Annotated in this window: 13 protein-coding genes and 2 pseudogenes; 9 read left to right on the forward strand and 6 right to left on the reverse strand. The window is 65.2% G+C overall.

Annotation, left to right across the window (positions count from 1 at the left end):
• Positions 1-7 precede the first annotated feature (7 nt).
• The 5 genes and pseudogenes from ACVW17_RS25345 (at position 8) to ACVW17_RS25365 (ending at position 5,705) form a co-directional block, all read left to right on the forward strand.
• Entirely contained in the window at positions 8-388 is a 381-nt protein-coding gene (locus ACVW17_RS25345) for a hypothetical protein (protein ID WP_456756528.1), read from the forward strand.
• 161 nt (positions 389-549) lie between these two features.
• A complete protein-coding gene (gene recO, locus ACVW17_RS25350) occupies positions 550-1,299 on the forward strand; it encodes a DNA repair protein RecO (protein WP_456754417.1) in 750 nt (249 codons plus the stop codon).
• 72 nt (positions 1,300-1,371) lie between these two features.
• Positions 1,372-3,628: pseudogene (gene parC, locus ACVW17_RS25355) on the forward strand (DNA topoisomerase IV subunit A).
• A 169-nt stretch (positions 3,629-3,797) separates the two neighbouring features.
• Entirely contained in the window at positions 3,798-4,754 is a 957-nt protein-coding gene (locus ACVW17_RS25360) for a cation diffusion facilitator family transporter (RefSeq protein ID WP_456754419.1), read from the forward strand.
• Between the two features lie 147 nt (positions 4,755-4,901).
• On the forward strand, positions 4,902-5,705 hold the full coding sequence (locus ACVW17_RS25365; protein ID WP_456798993.1) for an N-acyl homoserine lactonase family protein: 804 nt from the start codon (positions 4,902-4,904) through the stop codon (positions 5,703-5,705).
• Positions 5,706-5,725: 20 nt separating this feature from the next.
• On the opposite strand, the gene ACVW17_RS25370 is transcribed toward ACVW17_RS25365, so the two are convergent.
• Positions 5,726-5,917, reverse strand: a complete 192-nt coding sequence (locus ACVW17_RS25370) for a hypothetical protein (RefSeq protein ID WP_456754420.1) — start codon at positions 5,915-5,917, stop codon at positions 5,726-5,728.
• A 163-nt stretch (positions 5,918-6,080) separates the two neighbouring features.
• Here ACVW17_RS25370 and ACVW17_RS25375 point away from each other — a divergent pair, with 163 nt between their 5' ends.
• Positions 6,081-7,334, forward strand: coding sequence for an adenylate/guanylate cyclase domain-containing protein (locus ACVW17_RS25375; protein ID WP_456754421.1), 1,254 nt, complete (start codon positions 6,081-6,083; stop codon positions 7,332-7,334).
• Between the two features lie 114 nt (positions 7,335-7,448).
• On the opposite strand, the gene ACVW17_RS25380 is transcribed toward ACVW17_RS25375, so the two are convergent.
• Positions 7,449-8,693: an MFS transporter gene (locus ACVW17_RS25380; protein WP_456754422.1), complete on the reverse strand. Its 1,245-nt coding sequence runs from the start codon at positions 8,691-8,693 to the stop codon at positions 7,449-7,451.
• A 449-nt stretch (positions 8,694-9,142) separates the two neighbouring features.
• Positions 9,143-9,496: a PadR family transcriptional regulator gene (locus ACVW17_RS25385; protein WP_456754423.1), complete on the reverse strand. Its 354-nt coding sequence runs from the start codon at positions 9,494-9,496 to the stop codon at positions 9,143-9,145.
• A 359-nt stretch (positions 9,497-9,855) separates the two neighbouring features.
• Between ACVW17_RS25385 and ACVW17_RS25390 the strand changes: the two genes are divergently transcribed.
• Positions 9,856-11,226 carry an Nramp family divalent metal transporter gene (locus tag ACVW17_RS25390; protein ID WP_456754424.1) on the forward strand — a complete coding sequence of 457 codons (1,371 nt, stop codon included), beginning with the start codon at positions 9,856-9,858 and terminating at the stop codon, positions 11,224-11,226.
• A gap of 76 nt (positions 11,227-11,302) precedes the next feature.
• Here the strand turns inward: ACVW17_RS25390 and ACVW17_RS25395 are convergent.
• From ACVW17_RS25395 to hemB, 3 genes and pseudogenes are all read right to left on the reverse strand, one after another.
• Positions 11,303-12,080 (reverse strand): annotated as a pseudogene (locus ACVW17_RS25395) (arginyltransferase).
• Positions 12,081-12,166: 86 nt separating this feature from the next.
• The gene (locus tag ACVW17_RS25400; RefSeq protein WP_456754426.1) at positions 12,167-12,739 is read right to left on the reverse strand and encodes an RDD family protein; all 573 of its coding nucleotides are present in this window, start codon (positions 12,737-12,739) and stop codon (positions 12,167-12,169) included.
• Positions 12,740-12,961: 222 nt separating this feature from the next.
• Complete coding sequence (hemB, locus tag ACVW17_RS25405) at positions 12,962-14,026, reverse strand: porphobilinogen synthase (RefSeq protein WP_456754427.1); 1,065 nt, start codon at positions 14,024-14,026, stop codon at positions 12,962-12,964.
• Between the two features lie 213 nt (positions 14,027-14,239).
• Between hemB and ACVW17_RS25410 the strand changes: the two genes are divergently transcribed.
• Positions 14,240-14,701 carry a DUF6163 family protein gene (locus tag ACVW17_RS25410; protein ID WP_016845013.1) on the forward strand — a complete coding sequence of 154 codons (462 nt, stop codon included), beginning with the start codon at positions 14,240-14,242 and terminating at the stop codon, positions 14,699-14,701.
• A gap of 677 nt (positions 14,702-15,378) precedes the next feature.
• Positions 15,379-15,897 carry a transcriptional regulator LdtR gene (gene ldtR, locus ACVW17_RS25415; protein ID WP_024583358.1) on the forward strand — a complete coding sequence of 173 codons (519 nt, stop codon included), beginning with the start codon at positions 15,379-15,381 and terminating at the stop codon, positions 15,895-15,897.
• The last annotated feature ends 154 nt before the right edge of the window (positions 15,898-16,051 follow it).

The raw sequence follows: 16,051 nt of genomic DNA on the forward strand, positions 1-16,051 counted from the left end.
CCAAGCGATGAACGTGCCCAGGAACGTGCTGTGGTTCGAAGTGCTGCTCTATCTGTCGCTGACGCTCGACGCGTTGTCGGTGGCGTTCCAGGACCGCACGCCGACCGATGTCAGAACCGATCAGATGATCATGGGCGAGACGCTGACCGCCGGCTGCATGATCCTGCTCCTGATGTATTTCGTCCGGCTCGCCGCGCGACATCGCAAGAACTGGCCGCGCTGGGCGCTGGCCGCGATGCTGGTGCTGTCGGCGATCTCGCTGGTGCAGGTGATCGGCGACAAGGGCCTGGAGATTGACAGCGCGATCGAGATCGTGTCCTGCATCCTCACCGCGGCCGGGCTGTATTACTCCTTCACCGGCGACGCGCAGGGCTGGTTCAACGCGTAGGGGTTCCGCTGTCATTCCGGGGCGGTCCGCAGGACCGAACCCGGAATCTCGAGATTCTCGGTGCGCAGTTGCGCACCTGAGGGTTCGATGCTTCGCATCGCCCCGGAATGACGTGTCGAGATCGCTGCGTCCACCCTCGGAATCCTGATAGACTTCCGACCATGGAATGGACCGACGAAGGCATCGTGCTGGGCGTGCGGCGGCATGGCGAATCCTCCGCCATCGTCGAGCTGTTGACGCGCGAGCACGGCCGCCATCTCGGCCTGGTGCGCGGCGGCGCCGGCTCGCGGATGCGGCCGCTGCTGCAACCCGGCAACAGCGTCACCGCGGTATGGCGGGCGCGGCTCGACGAGCATCTCGGCATGTACGCGCTGGAGGGCACGCGACTGCGGGCGGCGACGCTGCTGGCGTCATCGCACGCGGTCTATGGCGTCACGCACCTGGCGGCGCTGGCCCGGCTGCTGCCGGAGCGCGATCCGCATGAAGACATCTACGAGATGCTGCAGGGGACGCTCGACGACTTCGACGACACTGGCGTCGCCGCCGTGCACGTGATCCGGTTCGAGCTCGCGATGCTGACCGAGCTCGGCTTCGGGCTCGACCTCGACAATTGCGCGGCCACCGGCGAGACCACCGACCTGATCTATGTATCGCCGAAATCCGGTGGCGCGGTGTCGCGCAGCGCCGGCGAGCCGTGGCGCGACCGGCTGTTGCCGTTGCCGGCGTTCCTGCGCGAAGGCGAGGGCGGCGCCAACAGCTGGTCGGACCAGGACCTGCGCGACGGCTTCCAGATCACCGGCCTGTTCCTGCTCCGCCATGTGCTGGAGCCACGCGGCCAGGGCCATTCCGATGCCCGTGACGGATTTATCAACGCTGTCACCAGGCGGCGGAGCCGGACGCCGGTTCCGTAAGGCCGATTCGGGTCCTAAATTCCCGCCGATTCGCGGCTTGCCCGATTCACCGCCAAGGTTTAACGCCTCCCCATGGGAAAACGACAGATACCGCCGGAAAAGCCGGCCGAAATTCACGAGGTGCCGCTGCGTGATGCGCTCGAGGAGCGCTATCTCGCCTATGCGCTCTCGACCATCATGCATCGCGCGCTGCCGGACGCCCGCGACGGGCTGAAGCCGGTGCACCGGCGCATCCTTTACGGCATGGACCTGCTCGGGCTCGACCCGCGCGCCGCATTCAAGAAGTCGGCCAAGATCGTCGGCGACGTGATGGGCTCGTTCCATCCGCACGGCGACCAGGCGATCTACGACGCCATGGTGCGGCTGGCGCAGGATTTCTCCTCGCGCTATCCGCTGGTCGACGGCCAGGGCAATTTCGGCAACATCGACGGCGATAATCCGGCGGCCTACCGCTACACCGAAGCCCGCATGACCGAGGTTGCGCGGCTCTTGCTCGACGGCATCGACGAGGACGGCGTTGAATTCCGCCTCAACTACGACGGCCAGTCGAAGGAGCCGGTGGGTGCTGCCGGGCGGCTTCCCGAACCTGCTCGCCAACGGCGCGCAGGGCATTGCGGTCGGCATGGCGACCTCGATCCCGCCGCACAACGCGGCCGAGCTCTGCGACGCCGCGCTGCACCTGATCGAGAAGCCCGACGCCAAGTCGAAGGCGCTTTTGAAATGGGTCAAAGGTCCGGACTTCCCGACCGGCGGCATCGTGGTCGATTCCAAGGAATCGATCATCGAGGCCTACACCACGGGGCGCGGCTCGTTCCGCACCCGTTCGCGCTGGAGCGTGGAAGAGGGCGCCCGCGGCAGCTGGGTGGTCATCGTCACCGAGATCCCGTGGCTGGTGCAGAAGTCGCGGATCGTCGAGAAGGTCGCCGAGCTCATCAATGAGAAGAAGCTGCCGCTGGTCGCCGACATCCGCGACGAGTCGGCCGAAGACGTCCGGATCGTGCTCGAGCCGAAATCGCGCACCGTCGATCCGGCGCTGATGATGGAGTCGCTGTTCCGGCTGACCGAGCTGGAAAGCAAGATCTCGCTGAACCTCAACGTGCTGATCAAGGGCCGCATCCCGAAGGTGGTCGGCTTGGCCGAGTGCCTGCGCGAATGGCTCGACCATCTGCGCGACGTGCTGGTGCGCCGCTCCAACTTCCGCAAGGGCCAGATCGAGCACCGGCTCGAAATCCTGGGCGGCCATCTCGTCGCCTATCTGAACCTCGACAAGGTGATCAAGATCATCCGCACCGAGGACGAGCCGAAGCCGGTCCTGATCAAGACCTTCAAGCTGTCGGAGATCCAGGCCGAAGCCATCCTCAACATGCGCCTGCGCAATTTGCGCCGCCTGGAGGAGATGGAGATCCGCACCGAGGACAAGGAGTTGCGGAAGGAGCTGAAGGGGATCGAGGGCCTGCTCGCCTCCGAGCCCGAGCAGTGGGCCAAGGTCGGCGATCAGGTGCGCAAGGTCCGCGACATCTTCGGACCGAAGACGCCGCTCGGCAAGCGCCGCACTACCTTCGCCGATGCGCCCGAGCACGATCTTGCGGCGATCGAGGAAGCTCTCGTCGAGCGCGAGCCGTGCACCGTCGTGATCTCGGAGAAGGGCTGGGTGCGGACGCTGAAGGGCCATGTCGAGGACCTCTCGGGGCTCGCCTTCAAGACCGACGACAAGCTCGAGCACTCGTTCTTCGCCGAGACCACCTCGAAGCTGCTGCTGTTCGCCACCAACGGCAAGTTCTACTCGCTCGACGTGGCCAAGCTGCCGGGCGGCCGCGGCCATGGCGAGCCGATCCGCATGTTCATCGACCTCGAGCAGGACGCCGCGATCATCTCGCTGTTCGTCAACAAGGGCGAGCGCAAGTTCCTGATCGCGAGCAGCGAGGGCCAGGGCTTCGTCGTCAAGGAAGAGGACTGCGTCGGCAACACCCGCAAGGGCAAGCAGGTGCTCAATGTCGAGATGCCGAACGAGGCCCGCGCGATCACGACCGTCAACGGCGACACCGTCGCGGTGATCGGCACCAACCACAAAATGGTGCTGTTCGGTCTCGACCAGGTGCCGGAGATGGCGCGCGGCCGCGGCGTGCGCTTGCAGAAATACACCAGCGCCTCGCTGTCCGACGTCGCGGTGTTCGACTCCAAGACCGGCCTGACCTGGAAGGACTCCGCCGGCCGCGAGCATAGCATGACCATGAAGGAACTGGCCGACTGGCGCGGCAACCGCGCCGATGCCGGCCGGCTTGCCCATGGCCTGCCGAAGTCGAACAAGTTCAATCGCGGCGTGGAGTAAACGTTTGGTAGCCCGGATGGAGCGAAGTGAAATCCGGGGCCGCTGTCACACGTGGCAATGATCCCGGATTGCGCTGCGCTCCATCCGGGCTACGGCCCTGCCGCGGTGTGATAGTATCCACATTTCACCGCGCTATAACCGTCGCCGACGATCTCGGGCGACGGTTGCCATGGCGCACAATCACAGTCACGACCACAGCGGTCATTCTCACGACCATTCCCATGCAGGGCACTCTCACGCCGGGCACAGCCACGCGCCCGACAGCTTCGGCACGGCGTTCGCGATCGGCGCGTCGCTCAACACCGCCTTCGTCATTGCGGAGCTGATCTTCGGCTACTCCGCCAACTCGCTGGCGCTGGTCTCGGATGCCGTCCACAATCTCTCCGACGTCATCGCGCTGCTGTTGGCCTGGGCCGGGGCGTGGCTCGCCGGCCGGCGTCCGACCGACACCCACACCTATGGCTATCGCCGCGCCTCGATCCTGGCGGCGCTGTTCAATGCCGGGCTGCTCTTGATCGCGGTCGGCGGCATCGCGGTCGAGGCGATCAACCGCTTCCGCGAGCCGGCGGAGGTCGCGAGCTGGACCGTGGTCTGGGTCGCGGCGCTCGGCATCCTGATCAATGGCGGCACCGCGCTGCTGTTCATGCGCGGCCGCGACAGCGACCTCAACGTCCGCGGCGCCTATCTGCACATGGCGGCAGATGCCGGCGTCTCGCTCGGCGTCGTGGTCGCCGCGCTCTTGATCATGGCGACCGGCTGGCAGTGGCTCGATCCGGCGATCAGCCTGGTGATCGCCGCCGTCGTGCTGCTGAGCGGCTGGGAGCTTGCCCGCGACAGCGTCAATCTCGCGCTCGACGCGGTGCCGAGGGGGATCGATCTCAAGCGGGTGCGGGACTATCTCGCCGCGCTCGAGGGCGTCACCGAGGTGCACGACCTGCACATCTGGGCGATGAGCACCAGCGAGACCGCGTTGACCGCGCACCTGGTGCGGCCCGGCGGCCATGATGACGTCTTCCTGCATCGCGTCTGCGCCGAGCTGTCGGAGCGGTTCAGCATTCACCACGCGACGTTGCAGGTCGAGATCAGCAGCGAGACCTGCCGGCTGGCACCGGCGGAAATGGTCTAGCCGTCACCATCCACTCGCATTCAATTGATCGACCGGCCCATCTCCGCGTCTTCCACGGCCGCCGACGAGGCGGCACATTGCGGCCGCGCATGCAGACAACCGGCGCGATCAGCGGAGGGCGACGTGAAGAAGGCAATCGGTCTTGCGATGCTGCTCTGGGCGGTGGGCGCTGTGCCGCACGCAGGCGCCCAGCCGGAGAAATCCGGCGTCGAGCGGCTCTACATCCTCAACTGCGGTGAAGGCGTTGCCGGCGACATTTCGCGCTGGTCGCCCGGCGTGAACGAAGGCAAGTCGATGGACTTCGTCGACAATTGCTACTTGATCAAGCACGCGCAGGGCTGGTTCCTGTGGGACACCGGCATTCCCGACGCGGTCGCGGCGATGCCGAACGGCCTTGCGCCCGCCGACCCCAAGGCCGTCACCCGGCGGCGGCCGAAGACGCTCGCCGCGCAGCTCGACCAGCTCGGGGTCAAGCCGTCGGACATCAAGGCGATGGCGGTCTCGCACACCCATCCCGATCACATCGGCAATGTCGAAATGTTTCCGGCCGCGATGCTGTATGTGCAGAAGGCCGAGTACGAATGGCCCGGCGCCAACAATGCGCCGCGCCTCAAGCCCGAGCATCCCGTCACCAGGCTCGAGGGCGACCGCGACGTGTTCGGCGACGGCAGCGTGACGATCCTGTCGACGCCGGGCCACACGCCCGGCCACCAGTCGCTGCTGGTCAAGCTGCCGCACACCGGCGCGGTCGTGCTGACCGGCGATGCCGTTCACTTCAGGGATAATTGGGACAATCGACGGGTGCCGAGCCTGAATGCCAGCAAGGAGCAGACGCTGGCCTCGATGCAGAAGATCGCGGACACGCTGACGAAAGAGAAAGCGCAGCTCTGGATCAACCACGACAAGGTGCAGCGCGACGGGCTGAAGCTGTCGCCGGAGTTTTATGACTGAGCGGCCTTGTTACCGCCCGATCAGCTGTGCGGAGCGGACGGCGCGCTCACCGGCGCGGCGGGGACGTGCTTCGGCTTCATCGTGCCGGCGTAGAACGACAGGGCGTACACCAGGATGATGCCGGCCAGATACACGCCATAGGATTGCGGCGGGGTGATCGCCCAATGCACGAGGCGTCGGATCGGATTGGGCTCGTCGCGGTCGTTGTCCATGCGCCCTTGTGCGCGAAGGGCGGGGCAAAGGAAAGCCGAATCGGCGCGCTGTTCCCTGTGAAATGGCGAGGCGAGGCGGCCCTGCAATGCCGCATGGGCGTTCGCATCTGTCACGCGACGACGAGCCCTTCCTCCCGCACCGATTGCCCGGCATAATCCACTGATGGAACTGACGCCCCGCTTGCGCCTGATGAATTGGCTGGTCCGCCAGGGCCTCACCGGCCTGCCGGAAAACGACCTGTTGCGCGGCTTCTGCGAGCGCTGCCGGGCGGCCGGCATGCCGCTGTCGCGGGCGATCGTCTTCATCGACACCCTGCATCCGATCTTCGAGGGGCGCGGCTTCCGCTGGAACGACGGCGAGAGCAACGAGGCCGACATCTTCGAATACGGCTCGACCAGCAGCGGCGAGGCCAGTCAGACCTGGCGGCGGTCGGCGTTCCATCACATGCTCGAAAACGGCCATGACGAGATGGTGATCGATCTCGCCGAGAACCATGATTTCTCGATGATCGGCGAGCTGGCCGAGAAGGGCCACAAGCATTTCGCGGCGTTCGTCCACCGGTTCGGCGAGGCCGGCACGATCGGCGAGATGGACTGCTTCTATTCCTACTACACCACGCGCCATTCGGACGGGTTCAGCGACGATCACATGGCGGCGCTGCGCGATCTGGTGCCGGTGCTCGGACTCGCGATCAAGTCGGCTGCTCAGGTCGAGATCGCCCGCACGCTCGGCCGGGTCTATCTCGGACGCGAGACGGCGGAGCAGGTGCTGCGCGGGCGCATGCAGCGCGGCATCACCGAGAAGATCAAGGCCGTGCTGTGGTATTCCGACGTGCGCGGCTCGACCGCGATCAGCGAGCGCATCGGGCCCGACGAGATCATCCCGTTCCTCAACGACTACGCGCAGGCCTCGATCGACGCGATCCATGACGCCGGCGGCGAGGTCTTGAAGCTGATCGGCGACGGCGTGCTGGCGATGTTCACCAGCGAGAACCTGGCGAGCGCCAAGCGCGCAGCGCTGCGGGCCGAGCACAGATTCCGCCACAACATCCGCGTGCTGAACGATCGCCGCGAGAACGAGGGACGTCCGACCACGACAGCCTATGTCGGGCTCCACGTCGGCCAGGTGTTTTACGGCAATATCGGCAGCGAGGACCGGCTGGATTTCACCGTGGTCGGGCCCGCCGTCAACGAGGTCAGCCGGATCGCCTCGATGTGCGCGTCGGTCGACCGGGAATTGCTGACCTCGAGCGATTTCCGCACCGGGCTCGACGCCGCCGGCCGCAACTACCTGGTCTCCACCGGCCGCTTCGTGCTGCGCGGCATCAGCCACGCGCAGGATCTCTACACGCTGGATCCGGCCGTTGCAGCCGACGAGGTGGTCGGCGGCAAGTATGAGCGGTACCTGGCGAGCTAGCCGGACTCGTTTCCCGTCATTGCGAGCGAAGCGAAGCAATCCATTTCACCGCTTGTGGAGCAATGGATTGCTTCGTCGCTTCGCTCCTCGCAATGACGCGGGGGCAGGGGCTGTTCAACACCGTGCCGGCTCTCCGACCATGTCGGGCTGCCGCGTCAGCGACACTGCGGGCGACATCAGGATCACCAGCGCCTGGGCGGCGAAGATCGCGGCCGCGAGGTAGAGGCAGGCTTCGGCACCGTAGAGGCCACCGACGACGGCGCCGAGCGCGGAGCCGAGCGGGCGGGCGCCGTAGCTCATGATGTTGATCGCCGAGACGCGGCCGAGCAGCGAGGGCGGCGTCACCGATTGCCGCAGCGTGGTGGTCGAGATCACCCAGAGGATCGGGCCGACGCCGAGCAGGAAGAAGCCGAGGCCCGCGAGCAGCGGCGTCGCGATCCAGGTGGTCAGCGCCATCACCAGCGAGGCGACCAGGCCGGTGACCGGGCCGAGCCCGATCACGGTGCCGAACGCCAGCCGCTTCATCACCCGGGTTGCGAACAGCGCGCCGACCACCATGCCGACGCCGTACATCGCAAGCGTGGTGCCGACGCCGGTGGCGCTGAGCCCGAGATGGCGCACCGCATAGGGCACGAACACGGCGAGCAGCAGGAACGACGCGGTGTTGAAGATGAACTGGGTGATGAACACCGGCCGCAGCAGGGCGTGGTGCATCACGAAAACAGCGCCTTCCTTGATGTCCTGCATCGGATGACGCCGCGGGGCGGGCTGGCGCGCCGGCTCGTAGAGGCCGGCGAGCAGCACGACCGCGATCGCCGACAGTGCCGCGGCGAAGCCGAAGGCGGGCGCGGCGCCGACCCAGCCGACCAGCACGCCGCCGAGCGCGGGGCCGCTGGCGAAGGCGACGGTGCGTGCGAGCTCGATGCGGGCATTGGCGGCGGGCAATTGCTGTGACGTCACCAGCGACGGGACCAGCGCCGGCGCCGCGACGCTGTAGGCGACCGTGCCGCAGACGGCGATGAAGCCGAGCACGGCAAGCAGCGGCAAGGTCATCAGGCCGAGCCAGAGCAACAGCAGGATCGCGGCCAGCGCCGCCGCACGCAGCGCCTCGGAGCCCGCCATCACCCAGCGCCGCGACACACGGTCGGCCAACAGGCCGGCCGGAATCGCAAACAGGATGAAGGGCAGCGTCAGCGCGGTCTGCAACAGGCCGGTCTGGCCTTCGCCGACGCCGAGCACCAGCACGGCGACGATCGGCGCGGCGGCAAGCGCGATCTGCTCGGCCGATTGCGCGGCGAGGTTGGACCAGGCCAGGCGATTGAAGGTGCTTGGCAGGCGAGGCGGCGTATCGGCGGACATGGCAGAATCCCTGGGCAAATTCGATCTCGCCATAGTGTGTGGTTGGACGACGTCCGATCCCACCCGTTTCCTGACAACGCCAAAAGCCGCGGTCCGAGAATCCGCGAAGGCGCCGAGGCAGGCGGGACATCAGCAAGGAAGGGCAAGTGCGCTCGTTGGCGTCGAGCGTGAGGTGAAGCGCGATCACGGAGACCACGCAAAAGGCGGAGCACTATGCTCCGCCTTTATCCGCATTCTGCTCGCGTCATCTTGCAATGTGAAACAAGACGACCGTACTCCTAGCAACACGCCAACCGAACGCCCAACACCAACCCAAAGCCTGTCGCCGCGCATATCTTTTTGCTTCGTTCAAGCCCTTATCGCGAACAAGCCTCAAGTATTTACGCTGTAGTCCAATACGGTAGTCGTAGAACTCTGCACGCGGCCACAGAGCCGCGTACAGAGCGGCTTTACACCACCACGGGGGGCGGCATCGGGCCATTCTGCGTGCCTTCATGATCACCTCCAAAAGTGGCGGCAACAGATTTCATGAAGGGGCTAGTCGAAAGGGTGTATGCGCCCGCGTCTTTCAGCGCCCTCCGCCCCTTAGCAGTTGAGGCATAATACTTCCGCGGGCGCCCTCTCGATTTCTTGGAGGGCGTCGAAACTTCATCAACGCGAGAATTAATCAACCCGTGCTCTTCGAGCCGTCCCAGAGCGATGTAAATTTGCGCATCTGCGAGCTCGCGACCAACGATACGAGAAACTTCAGCGGATATTGCGGTCCCGTACGCACGATCGGGTCGGTTAATAATCACGTTCATGATCGCAACCTGGACTAAGCCGAGGGTGCGGGTGTGCAAGGAGTCCGTCTCACTGTGCACATTGGTCGTCCTTCGCTTTCTTCGCCTTCTTCGCTTTCTTAGCCATAGTATCCTCTCAAGGTTTCATGGATTGAACGCGACTCCGAGGCATGCTTGGCGGAGGGCCAGCCTCGCAACATCCTCAATTATTATACTATCAACTGGTAGGTTATTCGGCAACGCACCCCACTTCGCAACTGTGGAAAACTGAAGGGCTGCGGACCGCAGAATTGCCGCCGACGGGGCAGTCGCGGCTTCGTGAGCCTAGATGCAGTTGCAAATGAGTTGCAATAACGGGAGAGATCGGCCATCCTGACGCGATGGATGCCAGGACCCCTGAAATGCCTTCCGTTTCCGCTCCCAGCGCCGGGCCGGGCGGCTGGCGCAATGACGCCGGCCATGCGCGCAGCCTTCCCGAGGTGAACGCGACCGTTCGGGTGCCGAGCACGGGCGTGTGGTGGCGCCGGCTGCTGGCCTTCGCAGGACCCGGCTATCTGGTCTCGGTCGGCTACATGGACCCCGGCAATTGGGCGACCGACCTCGCCGGCGGATCGAAGTTCGGTTACACGCTGCTGTCGGTCATCCTGCTCTCCAATTTGATGGCGATCCTGCTGCAGGCGCTGTCGGCGCGGCTCGGCATCGCCACCGACCGCGACCTCGCGCAGGCCTGTCGCGCGACCTATTCGCGGCCGGTGAATCTCTTGCTCTGGCTCGCCTGCGAGGCCGCGATCATCGCCTGCGATCTGGCCGAGGTGATCGGCACCGCGATCGCGCTGAAGCTGTTGTTTGGCATTCCCCTGATCGGCGGCGCGCTGCTCGCCGCGCTCGATGCGTTCCTGCTGCTGCTGCTGATGAACCGCGGCTTCCGCTTCCTCGAGGCCTTCGTGATCGCGCTGTTGATCGTCATCGCGGTCTGCTTCGTGGTGCAGATCGCCGCCGCGGCGCCGCCGATCGCCGGCGTGCTCGGCGGCTTCATGCCGTCGCGCGAGATCGTCACCAATCCGGAGATGCTCTACATCGCGATCGGCATCATCGGCGCGACCGTGATGCCGCATAACCTCTATCTGCACTCCTCGATCGTGCAGACCCGCGCCTATCCGCGCACCGACGAGGGGCGGCGCGATGCGATCAAGTGGGCGACCGCCGATTCCACCATCGCGCTGATGCTGGCGCTGTTCGTCAATGCCGCGATCCTGGTGCTGGCGGCCGCGACCTTCCACAAGAGCGGCCATTCCGATGTCGCCGAGATCGATCAGGCGTTCGAATTGCTGTCGCCGCTGCTCGGGCTCGGCATCGCCTCGACGCTGTTTGCGGTGGCGCTGCTCGCCTCCGGTCTCAACTCGACGGTGACGGCGACCTTGGCCGGCCAGATCGTGATGCAGGGCTTTCTCGATTTGCGGCTGCCGGACTGGCTGCAACGGCTGGTGACCCGCGGCATCGCGATCGTCCCGGTCATCGTGGTCGCCGCGCTCTATGGCGAGAGCGGCACCGCGCAGCTCCTGGTGTTCAGCCAAGTCGTGCTGTCGATGCAGCTGCCGTTCGCGGTGATCCCGCTGGTGCGCTTCGTGTCCGACAAGCGCAAGATGGGCAAGCTTGCGATCTCAGCGCCGGTCGCGGCCGTGGCGTGGATCATCGCCGGGCTGATCGTGATCCTGAACGTGAAGCTGTTGTTCGATACGATCTTCGGGTGAGCAGGCGAATAGCGAATAGGGTCAGCGAATTGAGGGCCAACGGCTATTCGCTATTGGCCAGTCGCTATTCGCGCGTTCAGTCCTGCGGCTCCGCAGGCACCTCGCCGGTCGCGTCGACGCGCAGCCAGCCCGACGGGCGCGAGCCGCTGCTGCGGCAGGAAGCGGCCCTTGTAGTCCATCTTCTTGGAGCCCTCGATCCAGTAGCCGAGATAGACGTAAGGAAGGCCCTGCCGGCGGGCGCGGGCGATATGGTCGAGGATCATGAAGGTGCCGAGCGAACGCGCCTCAAGCCCCGGCTCGAAGAACGAATAGACCATCGACAGCCCGTCGCTGAGCACGTCGGTCAGCGCCACCGCCATCAGCTCGTCGCCGCGGCCGGTGATGGCGCTGTCGGCGTTGCGCTTGCGGTATTCGATGATCCGGGTCTCGACATGGCTGTCCTCGACCATCATCGCGTAGTCCAGCACCGTCATGTCGGCCATGCCGCCGTTGCGGTGGCGGCGGTCGAGATAGGCCCGGAACACCGAATATTGCTCCGAGGTCGGCACCGCGGTGCGCTGCTCGCCGATGATGTCGGCGTTGCGGGCCAGAACCTTGCGGAAGTTGCGGGAGGGGCGGAATTCGTTGGCGACGACGCGGACCGAGACGCAGGCCCGGCACTGGTCGCAGGCCGGGCGATAGGCGATCGACTGGCTGCGGCGGAAGCCGCCATGGGTCAGCAAGTCGTTGAGATCGCCCGCTTTGTCGCCGACCAGGTGCGTGAAAACCTTCCGCTCGTGGCGGCCCGGGAGATACGGGCAGGGCGAGGGCGCCGTCAGATAAAACTGCGGGGTATCACGCGAGTGCTGGGTCACGTCAGATCGTCGGGCTCCACAAACAGTAAAGGCAGCCGCGTTAGCATCGCCCCCCGGAGGCTAACGGTCAATTGGTTTAGGTGGCCCTAATAGGAGGCCCGCGCGGCCGGACTGACCTGGGTCCGGACCGAGCTGTTGATAACAACGGTTCCGAGGATGATGTCGTGCAGCAGCCGGCGGCGGCCGTTGAGCAGGCCGACCAGCAGCACCAGCGGCGACAGGAACGAGATCGTCACCCAGAACAGCACCGCATGGGTGGCGCCGAGCACGAAATAGCCGCGGGCGCCGTACCAGGTGCGCAGTTCCAGATCCATCATGCGCATGCCGATCGTGGCCGAATGCTGGCCGCCGATCGAGGCGCCGTAATAGACGATGGCCCAGACGATCGAGGCCGGCGACACCAGCCAGAACAGCGCCCAGCCGAGGCCGAGCGTGACAAGGCCGAACACCGCAATGAAGATCACGGCCAGGATCACCGGCACCGACAGCACGAAGAGGTCGATCAGGAACGCGAACACGCGCCGCGTCAGCACGCCGCGGAACAGATCCGGCTCTATCGACGGATCGAACGCATGCGGAGGCACGCCGCCGTCGTTGCGCCAGGCCTCGCTACGCCAAGCCTCGCTGCGCCGAGTGCTGCCGTCATTGCCGTAAGACATGACCAACCTCCGATGAAACTCCCGCGCAGGACATGGGATCAGGAGGCCCGCCTGCCAAGTCCACGCGAACATTAACTAGCTGAAATAATCCGGCGATTCGGCGGCTGAATTGAGCGGTTCTTACCCCACGCCGTCATTGCGAGCGAAGCGAAGCGATCCATTTCTCAGCTCGCGGCGGCATCGATTGCTTCGCTTCGCTCGCAAATGACGGCGAAGGAATTGTCAGCGTTCCGCCCGGATCTTCGCGGCGGCCTGCGGCGCGAAATAGGTCAGGATGCCGTCGGCGCCGGCGCGCTTGAAGCCGACCAGGCTCTCCATCATCGCGCGCTCGCCGTCGATCCAGCCATTGGCGGCGGCGCCTGCGATCATCGCGTATTCGCCGGACACCTGATAGACGAAGGTCGGCATCGCGAAATTGTCCTTCACGCGGCGGACGATGTCGAGATAGGGCATGCCGGGCTTCACCATCACCATGTCGGCGCCTTCGGCGATGTCGAGCTCGACCTCGCGCAATGCCTCGTCGGAATTGGCACTGTCCATCTGATAGGTGCGCTTGTCGCCGGTCAGCGTCTTGGCCGAGCCGATCGCGTCGCGGAACGGGCCGTAGAAGGCGGAGGCGTATTTCGCCGCGTAGGACATGATCTGGACGTCGCCGAAACCGTTGTCGTCGAGTGCGGCGCGGATCGCGCCGATCCGCCCGTCCATCATGTCGGACGGCGCGATCACGTCGCAGCCGGCCTCGGCCTGGGTCAGCGCCTGCTTGACCAGCACCGCAACCGTCTCGTCGTTGAGGATCTTGCCGCCTTCGATCAGCCCGTCATGGCCGTGGCTGGTGAAGGGATCGAGCGCGACGTCGCAGAGCACGCCGATATCAGGAAATTCCTGCTTGATCGCGCGCACCGCCTGGCAGACCAGGTTGTCGGGGTTGAGCGCCTCCGAGCCTTGCTCGTCGCGCAGCGACGGCTCGGTGAACGGGAACAGCGCGATGCAGGGGATGTCGAGCCTGGCGGCGCGCTCGGCGTCGCGCACGATCTGGTCGACGGTGAGCCGCTCGACGCCGGGCATCGAGGCCACCGGGGTGCGGGCGTTGTGGCCGTCGACCACGAACATCGGCCAGATCAGGTCGTCGGTGGTCAGCACGTTCTCGCGCACCAGGCGGCGGGCCCATTCGGTCTTGCGGTTGCGGCGCATCCGGATCGTGAGGTCGAGCGAGGGCGAGGCGAGGGCATCGGTCTGGCGCCGCGGCGTGTCGCGCAATTCGATCGGGCGCCCGAATTTGATCGCCATGTTGTCTTCTCCTCGACGGCAGCCTTGTCTGGACCTGATACTGGTCTGGACCTGATATAAGTCGCGTTCTAGCACCTCGCAGGGGCGCCGTCATGGCGCCGCCATTGCATCCCGGGCGCCCTTGAATTGCCGCAACGGCAATTGATTTTGCCTCCCCGGCGGGCCAAGACTGCGCCATGAACCCCATTTTGCGGCCGTTGTTCGGCGATTCGGATGTCTGACACCTCTGCACGCGATCAGGCGCGCGACAATGCCATCTCGGTCAGCGCGATCTCGTCCGACCGGATCGAGCCGGACGACAATGCCTGGACGCGGCGTCTCGTCATCTTCCTGCGCATCATGGCGGTCGTCTCGGTCGCCAAGGGCCTCTACCACTGGGCCCAGGTGACCGGCTTCGTCGGCGGCGAGGAGGAGGCCTTCGAGAACCAGTCGATGGCCTGGCAGACCGCCACGATCTATTTCGCCGTCATCGAGCTCGTCGCCGCGGTCGGGCTCTGGCTCGCGACCCCGTGGGGCGCCGTGGTCTGGCTGACCACCGTCGTGTCGATGGCGGTCATCGAGCTGATGTTTCCCGGCATCTATGGCGGCAGCCTCACCGTGGTCGGGCTCGAGGCCCTGATGCTCGCGGCCTATCTGGCGCTGGCCTGGATGTCGGCGCGCGAACGCCCGCCATAGATCCTGTCATCGATAAGGCCCGCGTGCCGCGCTGGACCGATGCAGTGTTGCCTGGCTGCGACAGCGCTGCGAATACCCGGCGGCGGCTGGCGATTTTTGGCAGCCGTGCGCCCAACGAGAAGACAGGTCAGCTGGTTCTGCTAGGTGTCTGCCGACAGATCGCACCCTTTCGAGGCGCCCCATTCCCAAGGCGTCTCTGCGGGACCTGCCGTCGGGACCCATTTCACCGGATCTCGGCGCGTGTGCCGGCCGGCTTTGCGCGGGCTGACGGCGGAACCGATCTGGCCGCGGCAACGAATGATGACCGCCTGCGCATCGCACGCGTCCGCTCCGATGCATCCCGATAAAATTTTCAAAGAATTTTCCGGTAACCGATCGGTCACCGTAAAGGGTTCCCTCACACACCTTACGCCGCCGTTTCGAATTCGAACGATGCTGTTTCCGAATGTGACAGGGCAGGCAGACGAAGCGTGAACAGGGGGCTGCCACCGTCAATGAAAAGTTGCGAAAAGCCCTTGATCCATGGGCTTAATCCACGATTCACTGTCTTAAATTCATGATCTCTTTATTCTCTTATTTAAGCGGATATTCAAACGGGCCCCTTACGTTGGACCTATCAGGCGGGACACAAGTTTCGTCGAATAAAGTCGATAAAATCGACAAACAGGGGAAGTGTCATGATGAAAGCCGTTGCGACAACGGCGGCGGATGCCGCCGATCGCGCTGCCGGCCAAGCTCCGGTGCAGCCGCTCTATCTCGAAGCCCTGACTTTGGTGGAGCGGCTGCATCGCCGGCTCCTCGACGTCATCAAGGACGAATTCGATCGTCGCGGCCGCGCCGATATCAACTCGGTGCAGGCGCTGCTGCTGTACAATATCGGAGACAAGGAGCTGACCGCCGGCGAGCTGCGCACCCGCGGCTACTATCTCGGCTCCAACGTCTCCTACAATCTGAAGAAGCTCGTCGAGCTCGGCTTCCTCGATCATCAGCGCTCGCGCGTTGACCGCCGCTCGGTCCGCATCCGCCTGACCCCGCAGGGCCAGGAAGTGCGCAAGATCGTCGACGCGCTCTATCAGAAGCACGTCAAGACGGTGGAGCAGGTCGGCGGCATCTCGAACGAGGAGTTCGCGAGTCTCAACAAGTCGCTGCATCGCCTCGAGCGGTTCTGGACCGACCAGATCCTGTATCGCCTCTGAGCCTTCCTGTTGTTCGCCTGATGGCCAAGCCGGCCGTGTGAGAAGACCGGCAGCCTTGCTTCAGTCCAGCCTTGCTCCAGTCCAGCCTTGCTGCAGTCAGCGCATCGGTCATGCCCGGCCGATGCGTTTTTCATGCTGCGCCTGGTTCATGCTG

The sequence above is a fragment of the Bradyrhizobium sp. USDA 4473 genome, from assembly GCF_054063335.1.